Annotated in this window: 16 protein-coding genes and 1 other RNA gene; 3 read left to right on the top strand and 14 right to left on the bottom strand. The window is 51.0% G+C overall.

Translation table 11 applies throughout. The features are described 5' to 3' along the window. Nucleotides 1-5: 5 nt before the first annotated feature. The 10 genes from HRU10_02265 to HRU10_02220 all read right to left on the bottom strand — a co-directional run bounded on the left by HRU10_02265 (nt 6) and on the right by HRU10_02220 (nt 7,634). Nucleotides 6-1,661, bottom strand: coding sequence for an AarF/ABC1/UbiB kinase family protein (locus tag HRU10_02265; GenBank protein NRA26053.1), 1,656 nt, complete (start codon nt 1,659-1,661; stop codon nt 6-8). A gap of 32 nt (nt 1,662-1,693) precedes the next feature. Continuing rightward, a complete protein-coding gene (locus tag HRU10_02260; GenBank protein NRA26052.1) occupies nt 1,694-2,011 on the bottom strand; it encodes a hypothetical protein in 318 nt (105 codons plus the stop codon). Between the two features lie 53 nt (nt 2,012-2,064). Then, a complete protein-coding gene (locus HRU10_02255) occupies nt 2,065-2,745 on the bottom strand; it encodes an ATP-binding cassette domain-containing protein (protein NRA26051.1) in 681 nt (226 codons plus the stop codon). A gap of 155 nt (nt 2,746-2,900) precedes the next feature. Then, nucleotides 2,901-3,701 carry an alpha/beta hydrolase gene (locus HRU10_02250; protein ID NRA26050.1) on the bottom strand — a complete coding sequence of 267 codons (801 nt, stop codon included), beginning with the start codon at nt 3,699-3,701 and terminating at the stop codon, nt 2,901-2,903. A gap of 44 nt (nt 3,702-3,745) precedes the next feature. Beyond that, nucleotides 3,746-3,889 carry a hypothetical protein gene (locus HRU10_02245; protein NRA26049.1) on the bottom strand — a complete coding sequence of 48 codons (144 nt, stop codon included), beginning with the start codon at nt 3,887-3,889 and terminating at the stop codon, nt 3,746-3,748. An 88-nt stretch (nt 3,890-3,977) separates the two neighbouring features. Next, the gene (locus tag HRU10_02240; GenBank protein ID NRA26048.1) at nt 3,978-4,595 is read right to left on the bottom strand and encodes an alpha/beta hydrolase; all 618 of its coding nucleotides are present in this window, start codon (nt 4,593-4,595) and stop codon (nt 3,978-3,980) included. Between the two features lie 300 nt (nt 4,596-4,895). After that, entirely contained in the window at nt 4,896-5,297 is a 402-nt protein-coding gene (locus tag HRU10_02235; protein NRA26047.1) for a type II toxin-antitoxin system VapC family toxin, read from the bottom strand. After that, nucleotides 5,294-5,530, bottom strand: coding sequence for a toxin-antitoxin system, antitoxin component (locus HRU10_02230; GenBank protein NRA26046.1), 237 nt, complete (start codon nt 5,528-5,530; stop codon nt 5,294-5,296). The genes HRU10_02235 and HRU10_02230 overlap by 4 nt, the downstream gene beginning before the upstream one ends. 52 nt (nt 5,531-5,582) lie before the next feature. Further along, on the bottom strand, nt 5,583-6,785 hold the full coding sequence (locus HRU10_02225; protein ID NRA26045.1) for an aminotransferase class I/II-fold pyridoxal phosphate-dependent enzyme: 1,203 nt from the start codon (nt 6,783-6,785) through the stop codon (nt 5,583-5,585). A 30-nt stretch (nt 6,786-6,815) separates the two neighbouring features. After that, on the bottom strand, nt 6,816-7,634 hold the full coding sequence (locus HRU10_02220) for a glycosyltransferase (protein ID NRA26044.1): 819 nt from the start codon (nt 7,632-7,634) through the stop codon (nt 6,816-6,818). Between the two features lie 159 nt (nt 7,635-7,793). Between HRU10_02220 and HRU10_02215 the strand changes: the two genes are divergently transcribed. Next, entirely contained in the window at nt 7,794-9,044 is a 1,251-nt protein-coding gene (locus HRU10_02215; protein NRA26043.1) for an amidase, read from the top strand. Nucleotides 9,045-9,120: 76 nt separating this feature from the next. Here HRU10_02215 and HRU10_02210 read toward each other — a convergent pair whose 3' ends face one another. Further along, nucleotides 9,121-10,569 carry an NAD(P)H-binding protein gene (locus HRU10_02210; GenBank protein ID NRA26042.1) on the bottom strand — a complete coding sequence of 483 codons (1,449 nt, stop codon included), beginning with the start codon at nt 10,567-10,569 and terminating at the stop codon, nt 9,121-9,123. Nucleotides 10,570-10,637: 68 nt separating this feature from the next. Further along, nucleotides 10,638-12,059: a Na+/H+ antiporter NhaC gene (gene nhaC, locus HRU10_02205; GenBank protein NRA26041.1), complete on the bottom strand. Its 1,422-nt coding sequence runs from the start codon at nt 12,057-12,059 to the stop codon at nt 10,638-10,640. An 87-nt stretch (nt 12,060-12,146) separates the two neighbouring features. On the opposite strand from nhaC, the gene rnpB reads away from it, so the two are divergent. After that, nucleotides 12,147-12,505: RNase P RNA component class A (gene rnpB / locus HRU10_02200), an RNA gene on the top strand. Nucleotides 12,506-12,652: 147 nt separating this feature from the next. Here rnpB and HRU10_02195 read toward each other — a convergent pair. Then, nucleotides 12,653-12,988, bottom strand: a complete 336-nt coding sequence (locus tag HRU10_02195) for a DUF2834 domain-containing protein (protein NRA26040.1) — start codon at nt 12,986-12,988, stop codon at nt 12,653-12,655. Next, nucleotides 12,985-13,356, bottom strand: coding sequence for a cupin domain-containing protein (locus HRU10_02190; GenBank protein ID NRA26039.1), 372 nt, complete (start codon nt 13,354-13,356; stop codon nt 12,985-12,987). The genes HRU10_02195 and HRU10_02190 overlap by 4 nt, the downstream gene beginning before the upstream one ends. A gap of 751 nt (nt 13,357-14,107) precedes the next feature. Here HRU10_02190 and HRU10_02185 point away from each other — a divergent pair. Beyond that, nucleotides 14,108-15,459 (top strand): hypothetical protein (locus tag HRU10_02185; GenBank protein NRA26038.1); only part of this gene is annotated, 1,352 nt, incomplete at its 3' end.

The raw sequence follows: 15,459 nt of genomic DNA, 5'->3' as shown, positions 1-15,459 counted from the left end.
CACGTTCACCGCGACCGAAAAACATCGAAAACAAGCCAGACCATGAGCACCATTGCGACGCCATAACAGGCGGTACCAAGAACAGTCGGATATTGAAAGATACTATCGCCGGGTTCCATGGTATTTCCGATTATCTCGCCAGCGCCAATAATGAGGGCCGCGATAATCAACCCTATTACGAGACGATTTATAGCGTCCTGAAATCCCCGTCCCGCATCCTCTAATCCACGATGCTCCATCTGGATCTTTACATCTCCGTCTTCGAGTCGCGCAAATAACCTTTGGAGATCTCCGGGAATCTCGCGCAGTCGACTTAATTGTGTCTGGAAAGACCACACCGTATGGCGTACGAGATTCGCTGGGTTCCAGCGCTCCCATGCCAGCTTTTTCATATATGGCTCGGCAACCTCGCGAATATCGAATGAGGAACTCAGCCCCCTTCCTACATCTTCAATGGAAATGATTGCCTTCGCCAACAGTGTATAATCGCGGGCAAGAATGACACCATGTGCCCGGACCGTATAGAAGAGTTCGACCAGCAGCTGACCCCAGTCTTCGTTACGCTCGATACGAGTCTGATACTGTCGCAGGATAAACATGATGGATTGTTCCATCGGTTCTGTCTCGATGCGCTTTTTTGACAGAGACATCAGCATGACGCCATGCACCACTTTTTCAGCATTTAGGCTCGAAACTGCATCGAAAAAATCGGCTAGAAAAAACCGCATTTCACGTGTCAATAGACCGACAATTCCCCAATCTACAAAGCACACGCGACCGTCTTTGCTGATGATGATATTTCCAGAGTGAGGATCGGCGTGAAAGAACCCTTCGATCATAATCTGGCTGAAGATCGATTCTACCCCAGCGCGGGCCCACGCCATGCGGGCGCCGCGATCCCCAGCGTCGCGACCGGGCTCCACCCCCTCCACATATTCACTCACCATTACATGTGAATTGGAGATCTCTTCGATGACCACCGGAGCGAACACCTTGTCTGGGCGCGGATTCATCTTGTTGAAGAGCATGGCATTACGCGCCTCGATGGAGAAGTCCAACTCTTGAAAGATACTCCGTCTTGTCGCTTCAATCACATCGGGCAACCCATAGGGCCTGAGAGCCTTCACACGCTCATCGAGTTGCTTTGCCAGCCAGCCTAGAATTTCCAAATCTGCCGCGACCGCCTTGCGGATGCCGGGGCGCTGGACTTTTACAACGACTTCTTCTCCACTCGATGCGAGCTGAGCGCGATACACCTGACCGATAGATCCGCACGCCAATGGATCCTTATCGAAGCGTGAGAAAATCACATCAAGCGATTCACCCAACTCATTGCCTAGAATCGGTTCCATCTTTTCCCACGGCAAGGCAGACACGTGACTCCTCAATTCCCGAAACTCCTCGACCATCGGCTCCGGCAATAGGTCCGGACGCGTACTGAGAACCTGACCAAACTTCACAAACGTCGGACCCAGTGCCTCGCAAGCGACACGCATGCGCTGCCAGGCATTGAGTGCACGAATGTTCTCGGGCACAAAATGATTGAGCCAGTCACGGGGAATCCCGAGCTGGCTCAACAAATCTCCAAAACCGTGCCGGACAAGCACCGACACAATCTCCTGCGCGCGGACCGCGTTGGAAAAGATTTCAAAAGGCTTCAAGCGAAATGCTCAACAATACGCTGAGTATTAATCTACTCAGCTGCTGCCGGTTCGGGCTCCTTGAGCTTTGCCTCAAGCGCTTCGATCTTTTCTTCAAGACTACGGATGTCGTCCTGTGTCGCAAAATTAGCCTTTTTGATGAGCTCAGCAGTGAATTCGTCCCAGGCATTACGCTGGTTTTCGAATTCCTCTTTACCCTCTGCGATGATCTTGTCCGTAGCGGCTTTGGCCTCTTCAGCGGAGAGTTTGCCTTTGGCAACAAACTCATCGAGCGCGGCTTCCACGCGTTCTTTTGTAGTCACAGTTGCGCCGATGCCGGCGAGTAGTCCTCGTTTTAAAATGTCTATCATAATGAGCCTCCTAATGCCTATCTATTCGCTATATATCACAGCAGTCAAAACAATCATCCGACATTCAGCCTTAAGTTTCCGGCAACACCCTCAACTTCGACGGATTGCCCAAACATCTCGCTCAATGGGGCAGAGGTCACCGTCTCTCCAATGGGCCCAGCTGCGATTTGTCTCCCCTTGCTGAGCAGAAGCGCCTGCTGAAAACACCCTCGAATCTCCTCCACGTGGTGAGTTACCAACAACAGTGTTGGCCCCTTTATATCCTTTGCCAAAGCATCAATATCCTTCAAAAAGTGTTCCCGAGCCACGGGATCCAATCCAGCGCACGGTTCGTCTAAGATAAGGAGTCTTGGTTTGGCCATGAGTGCCCGGCAGATCAAACAGCGCTGACGCTCACCTTGTGATATTTGGCCAAACGGCTCATCTCCATACCCGTCGATCCCCCAAGCTTCCAAAAGCTCACGCACTTCTTCTAATTCATCCCGCCGCTCTTCACCCCAGAAGTTTATCTGTGCATAGCGACCACTGAGCACCACCCACTTCACGGGTTGATTGGGCTCAATAAAATGATGCACCCGGGCACTCACCATTCCGATCTGCTCTTTTACCCGATTCCAATTCGACTGCCCATACTTTTGCCCAAAACAGATCAGACTTCCCCGCGAAGGAGCAGCCATGCCATTGAGCATCGAGAGTAGCGTCGTCTTGCCCGACCCATTGGGACCGAGAAGCACCGCGTGCGCGCGTTCACGGAGTGACCAGGTGACCCCCTTTCAATATATCACGCCCTCCCCGTGTGTAGCCTATGTTTTTGAATTCTAACAGCATCTCTAATTCCAGGCCTGATTTTGGGACGCACTAAACGAGGGCACAGCTCGCAACAGTGGAGTCAGCTCAAATGCTTTGTGAAGAATTGAATTATCGCCTCATTGTGACTCGGATCAGAGAAACAGGGTGATACGTGACCCGCACCCTCATAAATTGTTAGTGAGGCATCGACACCCGCCTTACCTAAAGCTTCTGCGTAGATTTCGCCCTGTTGTGGTGGAACGACCACGTCCTCAGCCCCGAAGGCTATAAAGTGAGCGGGCGAACGATCCGTGATGAGGTGATAAGGACTCGCTCGCTTTGCAGACTCAGGATCTGCATCAACGGTATGGCCGAGTAATATTTCCAAGGCTCCTCCATTTTCTTTGTCTCTAGCTCGTCGGTATTCACTCAAAGAGAAAAATTCTACCGGGCCCGCGTTGAAAGCGATGGCAGAGACGGGAAACTGGGTGTCGGCCATCGCATGTCCTAAACATGCCGCAAGGTGTGCCCCTGCCGAATGACCGCCAAGAAATATGTTGTTTGTATCTATGTTAAAATACTCAGCCTCTTCGCAAATAAGCAGTAGAGCTGCCTTCGCATCATCGAGTTGCGCTGGGTAGGGGGCTTCCGTAGCGTAGCGATAGTTGAGGCGCGCGAAACTGAAACCTGCTTCAACGAATTGGATCTTATCATTCAGCGCACCTTTATCGCCTTTTTGCCACGCTCCACCGTGTATCCAGAGAATGATGGGGCTCGGTCCTTCAGGATCACGTGGGCTGTAAAGGTCGAAATTCTGTCTCTTGGCCCGTTGATCCGTATAATATACATTAGGGAATACCTGCAAAGGCTTGGGGAGGGAAGGTTCGGAATCAGTCATCATTCTGATCAGCACATCAGGATTTCTGAACCCAAACCAGCTCTAATCTACTTCTTCTTAGCCGCCTTGCGGAAGGCCTTTTCTATTACCACACGATCCTCGGCCGTATGCCGGGCAGAAATAGAAGTGCGGATCAAGTCCTTCCCTGGGGGCGTTGCGGGAGCCAAGCCAATCTCACCTAAAAACCTCACGTTGTTGTGAGAAGGCAAACATCCGTTTAGATCCTCTCCAGACCTGATTTAGGGGAGCACTAAATGAGGGCACCTCGCAACCGTGGAGTCAGCTCAAATGCTTTGTGAAGAATTCAATTACCGCCTCATTGTGGCTCGAATCAAAAAAACAAGGCGATCCATGACCCGCACCCTCGTAAATTGTTAGCGAGGCGTCGATACCCGCTTGATCTAAAGCTTCTGCGTAAATTTCGCCTTGTTGTGGTGGAACGACCACGTCCTCCGATCCATAGGATAAAAAGTGAGCGGGCGAACGATCCGTGATGAGGTGATAAGGACTCGCTCGCTTTGCAGACTCAGGATCTGCATCAACGGAATGGCCGAGTAATATCTCCATGCCTCCTGGATTACCGTTGAGCCTGAGAAGCCGGTACTCCCACAAGGAAATAAAATTCATTGGACCCGCATCGCAAGCGATAGCGGAAACGGGAAAAGCACTATCCACCATGGCATGTCCTAAACATGCCGCAAGGTGTGCCCCAGCCGAATGGCCCGCGAGAAATATATTATTTTTATCTATGTTAAAGTATTCAGCCTCTTCACAAATTAGGAGCAGAGCTGCCTTTACGTCATCGAGTTGCGCTGGGTAGGGGGCTTCCGTAGCGTAGCGATAGTTGAGACGCGCGAAACTGAAACCTGCTTCAACATACTGAATCTTATCATTCAACGCACCCTTATCGCCCCTTTGCCACCCTCCACCGTGTATTCAAAGAATGATGGGCCTCGGTCCTTCAGAATCAAGTGGACTGTAAAGGTCAAAATTTTGTCTGTCAGCCCGTTGTTCTGTATAATATACGTTGGGGTAAACTTGCAAGGGCGTGGGAAGGGAATGTTCGGATTCAGTCATAATTCTGACAAAAGCATCAGGATTTCTGAAACCAAACCAGCTCTAATTTACTTCTTCTTAGCTGCCTTGAGGAAGGCCTTCTCAACATCTGCAAATCAAAGCAATCGACTAACGACTGATTTACTGACACCAATCTTCGGTTTCTAGTCCGCTCACTCGGCTAAACTCACGGACATTGTGTGTCACTAAGATCAGATCATGGGCCAAAGCTGTTGCTGCAATCAATAGATCATTAGGTCCAATGGGCATTCCGATTTTTTCGAGTTCGTGTCTGATCCGGGCATAAGCCGAAACGACTTCATCCTGAAAAGCCAAAAAATTGAGCGGACGCAAAAAAGAATTTACACGCTCGGTAGTCTCTTTGGGGTTATTACTCTTCAACGCTCCAAATAAGAGCTCGGCTCGCACAATCTCAGGAACGAAGATCTGTCCAGGTTCCAGACTGAGCATGCGTCTACGAACGACCGGATACCTCCCATTAAGGGCATATATAATTGTGTTAGTATCGAGGCAAAATTTCACAACGGTTCCCTTGGGATATCCACTGTCTTAGCATCTTGTCTGATCGAATCCACTTCAAGGTGTTTCAACGAACCAAATAGTCCTGCATACCCATCGGGCCATTTGGTATCTGAATCAAGCACCTCTGAGATCTGGTTCCGCACCCAACCCGAGAGCGACAGTCCACTACGACTCGCTGCTTCCTTTGCTCGTTTTTGAGTTTCTGGATCGAGATAGAGGTTCAACTGCGGCATACGTTAAATATGTTTTCCCCGTAAAGATAATCAAGTATATACCCACGTATACTTACTTCTTCTTAGCAGCCTTGCGGAAGGCCTTTTCGATTACCGCACGGTCATCTGCTGTATGCCGGGCTGAAATAGATGTACGGATCAGGTCCTTGCCTGGGGGCACCGCTGGAGCCAGGGTGATTAATCCGAACACACCGTTTTCGTAGAGGGTGCGCTCGAAGAAGAATGTTCGTTCCTTTGATCCCAATACAACGGGGATCGCGGGCGACTCGCTGCCCCAAGTATCAATTTCTAAGTCTTCTAGCAGGCCGCGATACCAGCGCGTATTATCCCATAGACGCTCCAGCGGCTCGGGGTCTGTTTTTAATATCTCAAGAGCTGCCAGAGCGCAAGCGGCCTGCACAGGGCTGAGCGCAGCACTGAAGAGGGTTTGTTTTGAATGGGTCCGCAAGTAATCGATCGCTTCGCGACTACCAGCCACGAAGCCGCCCAAACTGGAAAGTGCCTTAGAGAAACTACCGCAGAGAATGTCAATTTTGTCGGACACGCCAAAGTGATGAGCCGTACCGCGCCCCCCTGGTCCCATCACGCCGAAGCCATGAGCATCGTCCATAATCGAGAACAGTTGATGTTCCTCCGCGACCTGAGCAAAGGCATCGACCGGAGCTCGATGACCTTCCATGGAATAGACGCCCTCGAAAATCAGTAACTTCGGTGTCTCGGGCTTCTCATAAGTGAGGGCCTCCTTTAGGCTTTCTGGGTTATTATGGGAAAACTTTTCATAGCGAGCTCCTGAGAGCATGATACCACTCCACAGCGAGGAATGAACGTTCTTATCGACCAATATAACATCTCCACGCCCAGCAAAGGGCTGAATGGATGAAGCGCATGACAAATACCCAGCAGAGTGAACATGACAGGCCTCTTTACCCAAAAACTCCGCTAAAGCCTCCTCTAGCTCGACATGGTAGGAACGACTTCCGTTACACACACGTGCCCCAGTTGTGCTACTTCCCCATTTATCCAAAGCACGGTGACCCGCTTCAATCACCTTCGGGTGCTCGCTTAGACCCAGGTAATCGTTGCTGGCCAGCATCACGAGCTCTTTACCTTTATGAAATACACGCGACCCCTGCTGGTCATCAAACACCCGGTAATAGGGATCATATTTCAGACGCAACTTGGTAAGCTGATCTTTCTGGATGCGCTTTAAAATCGGGTTTTGTTGTCCCCGGACAAGTGACGATAGGAGTCCCATGGTATTACAGGTGAGCCATTCTCTGGAAAATTACGAACCCAACTTCGTTCGACGAAAACAGAGCAAAACACAGGCCTGGAAAAATTTAATGGGAGACAGCTTCCACCAGTGACGTGCATAACGGAATAGGTATTCCCTCGGCCACATCTCCGATCCAAGCGCCTCCCCCTCCCGACGCCAGCGCTCCATAAAAATCTCTAGATTTTGTTCATTGAACTCATGACGTCCAGGAGAGCTGCTTATATGGTGATACACGCGGCTGCTATTTGACACGTAATTGTGATATCCCGCTACACGCAGCCGCATACAGAGATCTATATCTTCCGATCCGTTGCGATAAGCAGTATCAAAACCACCGACTTCCCAAAACACTGTCCGACGGATCAACATACAAGCGGCTGTAACGGCAGGCCATTCCGCGATGTTTCCCTTGGGGTACATTAAGCGATTTTTTCGCGCGTGGAACGGGACGCCATCAGACCCAAAGGCCACGCCAGCATGATCGATTAAGCGCGTCCGGGTATTTATCTGTATGTTCCCCACAGCGCCCGCGCGATGCTCTGCATTATCGAAGACACCTAGCATCGGCTCAAGCCAACCTGGCTTCAGCTTCAGGTCATTGTTGAGCAAAATAAGGAACTCGCCATTGGCCTCTGACGCCCCTCGATTATTCGACTCTCCAAAGCCACAGTTCTCATCGTTGCGCAAATAGCGTATGGGCAATTCTGAAAATTCTTTCACAAACATTTCTGCCGACTCTCGACTACAATCATCAACCAGCAAGATCTCAAAACTACCTTGGGGCAACCCTACCGTCTGCACGAAACTACGCAGAAAGATCCGCGTCATATCATGACAATCGTAAACTGCGGTAACAAATGAGTACTTAATATTTTGTGCCTTCAATAGCCGTGAGATTCGGTCTAGGGATTAATTTCTGCTCGTCCCGATTTAAAGATAATTTATTCACCCAGTCGTGAATCCCTTTTCACAGACGATCAATCTTTCATGAATTTCTCAGACTGGTTAACTCTCCTTAAAGATGGCAGCGACCACGCCGCACGCACTTTATACAGATCTCTCCATCGCGCCCCATCGTCTGCAATATGCTGGATTCCAAAGGAGGAAGAGCTTCGAAAATTCTTTGAGGCAGCCGCGGTCTCTAACGGTCCCTTGCGTGGCATTCCTTTCGGCATCAAAGACTTGTTTGATTTACCTGGCTCTCCCACAACGGCTAGCAGCCAATTCTTGCCTTCATTGCGCAAGTCGAAAAACCAGCCTTCTAACATCATCCAGCGCTTTATAGATTCCGGCGCCATTCCTGCCGCCAAGACGACACTCAACGAATTTGCTTATGGGTTGTCAGGACAGAATGCCCACTTCGGCGATTGCCCCCACCCGACCTTCCCAAATCTTCTCAGTGGCGGTTCCAGTAGCGGCTCAGCATGGGTCGTCGGAAGCGGCCTACTTCCCATCGCTATCGGGACTGACACAGGCGGCTCTATTCGCGTGCCTTCGGCATATTGCGGACTCTATGGCCTGCGCCTACAACCCGGTGAATTCATCGACTCAGCGACCTTCCCCCTATCTCCGTCATTCGACACAGTAGGTTGGATGACGCGGAACGCCGACGACATGGCGACTGCGATTCAGGCTCTGATATCTGAAACGTCCATAAGTCCTCCCAAGTCACCCCCGGGTATCTATATTGGGACCGGGCAATGCAGTGTGGAAATACAGACAGCTTGCACCAATACTGCACAATCCATTGGCTTTGTTTTAGAGGCTGACGCGCAGCGTAACTTTGAAGCGACGTGCCATGACGCCTCCCGAGCTTTTTCTATCATTCAAAGCTACGAGGCTTTTCAGGTGCATCGATCGTGGATCGATAGCCACAAAGATCAATATGACCCCAAAGTATGGCCCCTTATCGACCGCGGACGCCGCTGGTCGGACAAAGATCTCGAGTGGGCCCAGCAAAAACGCGTATCGGTGACAAACTTCTTACATAAATTGCTCGCAGAATTTGGCGCGATCGCGCTCCCAGCTACACACACGGGCGCGCCCAGATCAGAGCAACTCACCGCCACATTTCGTTCAAACCTCCTCGATTTAACTACTCCAGCCAGTCTCGCCGGCCTACCCGTATTGACCGTTCCAATCTTGCTGAAAGAAGGCCTGAGCGCGGGAATGCAAATAATGCTTAGGAATCCCAAGGATGCTCATACGATTTTAGAGAGAGTTCCTGGTTTACTCTGAATGTGAGTCGCTCTCACTCACTCCCGTTGCAGAACTTCGTGGCGACGAGCTTCCAAACGATGTAAGCATAAATCGCCTAAGAGTCCGACGGACGATGCATCAACCCTCCGAGATGACGTGAAAACCAGCGCATCACCCAAAGGTGTGCAATCGCTTGTGTGTACGCGTAAACATACCAAGGCAACGTCGGAGAAAACCCATGTATCGATGCAATAACTGAGCGAATGCCAGGGAAAATCCGAAACTCAAAACGTCCAGGCGGCAAAACCTCCCGTGCCAGGGCACCTCCAGTTATGTAGAACGCACAGCGAAATGGGTGTCTCTTTGAGAAAGGGGTCGGCGTGAGCTCCAGCAGTGTCCATCGCTTCAAGAGCTGAAACCGCAATACACCCTCATCATCCCGACGCGCCTGAACGATTCCGCCCAAATTCTCGGTTACCCATTGCCCATATTCTTTAGCGATATCCTGGGCGTCCATCCCCTCAGGCAAAGGCATCCGCTGCACTGAACGCACCCGGCGTGCCGTTCGAATCGCTTGAGCATCGGCTATACGCGTCTCGCTCCTTGGATTCGGCTTAGGGTTACCATTAGCGTCAACCGACCGATCCAGAGACTCCTGAAAGTTGCGCGTTCCCGTTTGCTCTAGCCAAGTCAACAAATCATTGGGGCGCGCAGAAAGATCATATTGGAGACTTTCCAGGAGCGGTCCGACCAACTCTTCGGGCACCCCACCAAACAGACTCACCCAACGCCGCGATAGAGCAAAGCAATTCAATGGAAAATTGATATGCCGACTGCGCGTCTTCAAATGCCGAGCAGTCTCACGAATCAATTCGCTGTAACTCATCACAGCGTGTCCGGCGACATCGTAACAATTCCCTCGATAACCTGGCGCAGTCATCACGTGCTGAAAAGCACGACAAATGTCGTCGATATCGATCGCCTGGGTTTTAGATGTCGCCCAGGCGGGTAATACCATCACCGGCAAACGTCGCACCAGGTTAATAAGCATCGAAAAAGACGACCCACCCGGTCCAAAGATCAAGCCAGCTCGCAACACCGTCACCGGCACACTGCGGCTCCTCAATACATCTTCGACCTCCCGTCGACTGCGTAGATGCGGGGAAATGTCCTCTACGCCTTCAGGCATCAAACCGCTGAGATAGACGATGTGCTCGATGCCCACAGCTTCAGCTGCGCGCACGAAATTATCTGCTAAAAGCACATCCGTGTCTTCGAAATTCGCTTGCATCAGTCGACTCGAAGGCGCCATCGAGTGAACCAAGTAGATCCCAATTTTACAGCCCTCTAGGGCATCGGTCACCTTGGGCAGCGAATACAGATCACACTCCCGCCATTCGGTATCCGTTTTCGATGCAGTCGACGCCACGGCAGCGCTGCGCGTTAGTGCGCGAAAGCTATAGTGCTCACTCAAAAAATGTCTCAAATGGCTTCCTACAAAACCACTCGCCCCCGCCATCGCGACTAGAGGCTTTTTTGCGGCATTCGCTTCGAACTCTGACATCCCTTAAATAACGGACACCAACGAAGGTAACTTTCGGGTATTATTTGAAATCCCACCCAAAAGCAGGTTCAAACCGGCAGCTTTTCCTTCGGTGCTTCTGCAGGCTTCATAGTCCAGCCCGTGAACCCGTAGAGGATTGAAACTACTGGATTGATCAGATTGAAGAGTGCAAAGATCCAATATTCTCCCGTCGCTACCCCCAGCACGCCAGCCATCGTTACACCGCAGGTATTCCAAGGAATCAAAGGAGAGCTGAGCGTCCCCATATCTTCAAGCGCCCGAGAAAGATTAACCGGGGCGAGCTTCATCTTCTCGTAGGCACCCTTGAACATTCGACCGGGAAATATGAGGGCGAGATATTGGTCGGCAGCCAAGAAGTTAGTAATAATCGAGGTCACTCCCGTCGAAGCAACTAAAGACCCGCGCCCTTTCGCGAACGCCAAAATGGAGACACCAATAGCACGGAGTTGCCCCGTGCGCTCCATCACGCCACCAAAGCTCAAGGCGCACAAAATAAGCGAGATCGTCCACATCATACTATCGATACCGCCATTGCTAAGAAGTTTATCCACCATCGCCTGGCCAGTCTCCGAAACAAAGCCTGAATTGATCACACCCATGACCAACTCGAAAGACCGCCCCTCGATAAACAAGGCCGATAGTGCCCCGAGAACCGAACCTACAAAAAGAGCGGGCATAGCCGGCACTTTAAAACTCACCATCACCAACACCGCCATGGGCACCAACCATAGCCAGGGACTCAATGAAAAATTCTCCTTCAGCGCCGATTGGATCGCTGCCACTTCTGCCAAGTCTGCACCGCCACCTGCCCCTGCCAATCCGAGTATCGCAAATCCAGCCAATGCGATTAGAAAACTCGGCCCCGTCGTGAAAAACATATGCCGAATGTGTGCAAAGAGGTCAGCCCCAGCCACCGCGGGAGCAAGATTGGTGCTGTCAGAAAGGGGTGACATTTTATCACCGAAATAGGCCCCGGATACAATAGCCCCTGCCGTCATCGCAGGATTCACTCCCAACCCGGTCCCCACGCCTACAAGGGCCACACCCACCGAACCCGCCGTTGTCCAGCTACTCCCCGTCGCCAACGACACGATCGCGCATAGAAAAGCGGCAGCGGGCAAAAATCCTTGGGGCGAAAATACCTCCAAGCCCGCGTAGATCATAAGCGGCACAATGCCTCCTGCGATCCAAGTCCCAATCAAGGAGCCCACGAGCATCAAAATCAAAATCGAAGGCAGCCCGATCACGATTCCCTGCACAATACCGTGCTGCATATCCAGCCAGCGCACACCCTGCGCCAAACCAACGAACGCGGCTACCACAGTCGCTAAAATGATCGGAACTCGAACATCGCCTTCCATCCAAATGACAACAACTGCTAAGACAGCCACCAAGAATACCACAGGGATCAAAGCCTGCCACAACAGAGGATGGGGGGGCTGGGTGTCGGAAGAAGAAGTCGGCTCCATAGGTCAGTCACAGCTCAAAGCCTTCCAGCTTTCCAACGAATTTTCTGGATTATGACGGGTAGTTTCGACAGCATGCAATTTCGTCGGTCCAAGGTGTAGGCATCTGCTGATTGCTCGTCGATTAGAGGAAAGTCCGGACACCATAGGGCAGCATTCCTTACGAAAGTAGGGGCACTCCTTCGGGAGTGACGGCTAGTGTCACAGAAAATATACCGCCCCGAGTTCGCTTGGGGTAAGGGTGAAAAGGTGGAGTAAGAGCCCACCGCGCGTTCGGGTAACCGGCGTGGCAGGATAAACCCATTGCGGTGCAAGGCTAAATAGGAGATCTTGATAGCCCGTCAGTAGATCTCGGGTAAGCCGCACCTCGCCTCGGCGAGGAGGTCGCCTCGGCGGCCTAGATAAATAGATGCCCACGACATAATCCGGCTTACAGCACCTTGGACCGACGTCCTTTTTTTAGAAATCTACACTAAACAGCCCCGAGGCGATCCTACCAGAGACAGAGCCGTTTCGTAGGATGACGGTGACAGCCGTTGCCTGCCCTGAATCACCACCCACCCTAGGGCAATCGCTGTCGCGATCACCCTACTTGGTCAAATTTCACGGGCTAAATTCATTTCTTGAGACACATACTTATGCCTCATGAGCAGAAAGAGTGGGAAGCCCAAACAGACGCCGACAGTAAAGATGCTGGCGATGGGTAGCCAGAGTCGAGTCATTCCGAGGCGGCGGCCCTCTGTGATGATGAACGCCACTAAGACCACCGCAGCTAAGGAAACATCAAGCCACGCGAAGATACTGATCCTGTTCGCAGTAAGCTCTGACCAAAATTGCGCCAAATTGACGCCCTGCTCAAGTGACCAGGGCACGATAACCGAGTAAGGCAGAATCACCCCCAGGACACACAGTATGACGTAGAATGCCCTCACGCGTCGGGTCCCTCTAAAAAGACACTGCAATCGGGTGTCCAGGCGGGTGCACAACAGACCGTCATCTCCAACACTTCACTTCCGGTATTGGAAATTTTGTGCGGTGACCCGATAGGGATTTGAATCATATCGCCCGCGGCGACCTCCATGGTCTCCTCCCCGACTTCCAGAGTCCCATTCCCCGCGGTGATCCAGTAGCTTTCCTCGACCACTGGATGGTAATGACGCAGAGACATGCCACCGGGCACGATCTTAACGCGGGCAATTGAGTGTTTTGGAGCATCCGCTCCAGTCTCGTGGCCCAAAAGCTCATAGATTTTCTCCCCGAGAGGCGTTTCAATGACAGGTGCTGCAGTTTGTTTTATCATAATGTCCCAATGTAAAAAAAAAGTCGCTTTCGAACACGACAACGAAAACAATCACCTTCCGCATCTATTCTGCGCCATCCGCGGCAAAAACACCATCTCTTTCTGGGGACGCTGTGCTCCAGCTCGGACTAATGAATTCGAATAAATTCGCGGGCCAAAAGATCACGAAATTTGCGTTACTTAATTTTTACAAACAACACTTGACCTACCTTACCGAGAATGCTTTCTCATCACCAATTCTCCTAATTCTGTTCCTAAATACAGTTCCAACAATTCTCACAAAACATGTTACCCCCGAGCACGAGTCACACCAACCGGAGCGCATTGCCTTCTCGAGGAAAAGCACACAGCCAACACTCCCGGGAAGGCCTGCGACTTATGTCTTCACACTCCGGTGAAACCATTCCCTCCGGTCCCCAAAACCAGTCCCGTTCATTCCAATCGGCCCAATAAACACGCTGTCACTTCAGGTCTATGCATGCTCACAGACACGATCCATTCTGCACCCACCTTTACAGCCTAGGTAGAAGACATTCGCGTCCATTCGCGTCCATTAGCGGATCGAAATACCCCGAACTCCCAGACCAACCTAAGCCCCAGATCGACAACGATTTAAATAAATAATTCTGCGTCTTTCGCAGCCAAGTTCAGCTCAAGGAACGCCGAGCCCCAGCTCGGCACCCCAAATTGCCGATACTAATCTCAACTTTTATCCCTGCAATTACCTCCGCGCGAATTTCTATATTTAGCTATGAAGATACAACGTTCCATATCACTCTACATAACCGTCCTAGCATCGAGCCTATCCGCACAAAATTTCACTTCCGACATCAATATCATAGAAGGTTCACCAACGATTGGATTTATAGACTCCGACTCTGGAGCTGATGACTATTGGATCCATGCTCAATCGAACAGGCTCTATTTTCTATGGGATGATGATGATAGCGGCAATTGGAGCGGGGAGTCCCCTTGGCCACTGTTTTTCGAAGGTAGAGATGCTTATTTCTCACATGACGCGTTTGTGGTAAGAGGAGATCAAAAAAGGATAGGTATCGGAACAATGAATCCAGTCGCTGAGATTACGTCAGTCTCACCGGCGTCTACTCAAATATCACTAGGATCGGAATTATCGAATGATGGAATGAGGTTTGAATACAGAGGCGAAGATCAACAATTACGAATTCAGGGATCGAATATAGATGGTGCGATAGATAGCAGCTCAATAACGCAAATGACGATTGAACGTAGCGGCAATATTGGTATCGGAACAACTTCTCCAAACGCTCCATTAGAAATTGCGGGTAGAGGTGACGGAGAAGAACTATTAAGATTCGGAACAGATCGCCCATGGTCATTCAAGCAACTTGGATATTCTGGATGGACTGCTCTGGCATTAGATTCCCATGTAGGTAGCAAGTGGTCCCATATTAGAACAAACGAAGGAAACAAAATAGCATCATTTCTCAGCCATCCAGATATGAGAGTCGACTTCCTAGACTCTAAAGTTCTGTTTTTTGAAGTAGGAAACGATGCCGCTTTTACTTTTGACGGCAAAGTAGGTGTCGGCACCACCAACCCAAAGGAAAAACTACAGGTCGGCAACGGCTTTGCATTTCACGATGGCGGTAATAAAGTAATCGGATTCCAAACATATTATGAAGGAGGCGCTTGGAAAAATTTGTCTAGCGCGAGACCCACATCTGTTTCTGGTGATGCCGCAGGGCATTTAGTTTTTTCCACAGGTTCAGGAACCTCGGTAGGCGGGGCGTCGAACCTAACGAAGCGCATGATAATTAATAATTCTGGCAACGTCGGAATTGGAACACTGGGGCCTTCTCACAAACTATCCGTCAACGGCACCATCCGTGCCAAAGAAGTCATCGTCGAATCCGGCTGGTCCGACTACGTTTTTGAAGACGACTACCGCCTGGCCCCGCTCGCCGAAGTTGAAGCCCACATCACCGCCCACGGCCACCTCCCCGGCATCCCGTCCGCCACCGAGATCGAGCAAAACGGCGCCAAACTCTCCGAACTCGTCACCCTCCAAATGGCCAAAATCGAAGAGCTCACCCTCCACCTGATCGAAAAGGAAAAGCTTAT

Source organism: Opitutales bacterium (assembly GCA_013215165.1).
Taxonomy (GTDB): domain Bacteria; phylum Verrucomicrobiota; class Verrucomicrobiia; order Opitutales; family JABSRG01; genus JABSRG01.
The sequence above is the reverse complement of the archived record's forward strand: the minus strand, read 5'-3'. Positions and strand labels throughout refer to the sequence as shown.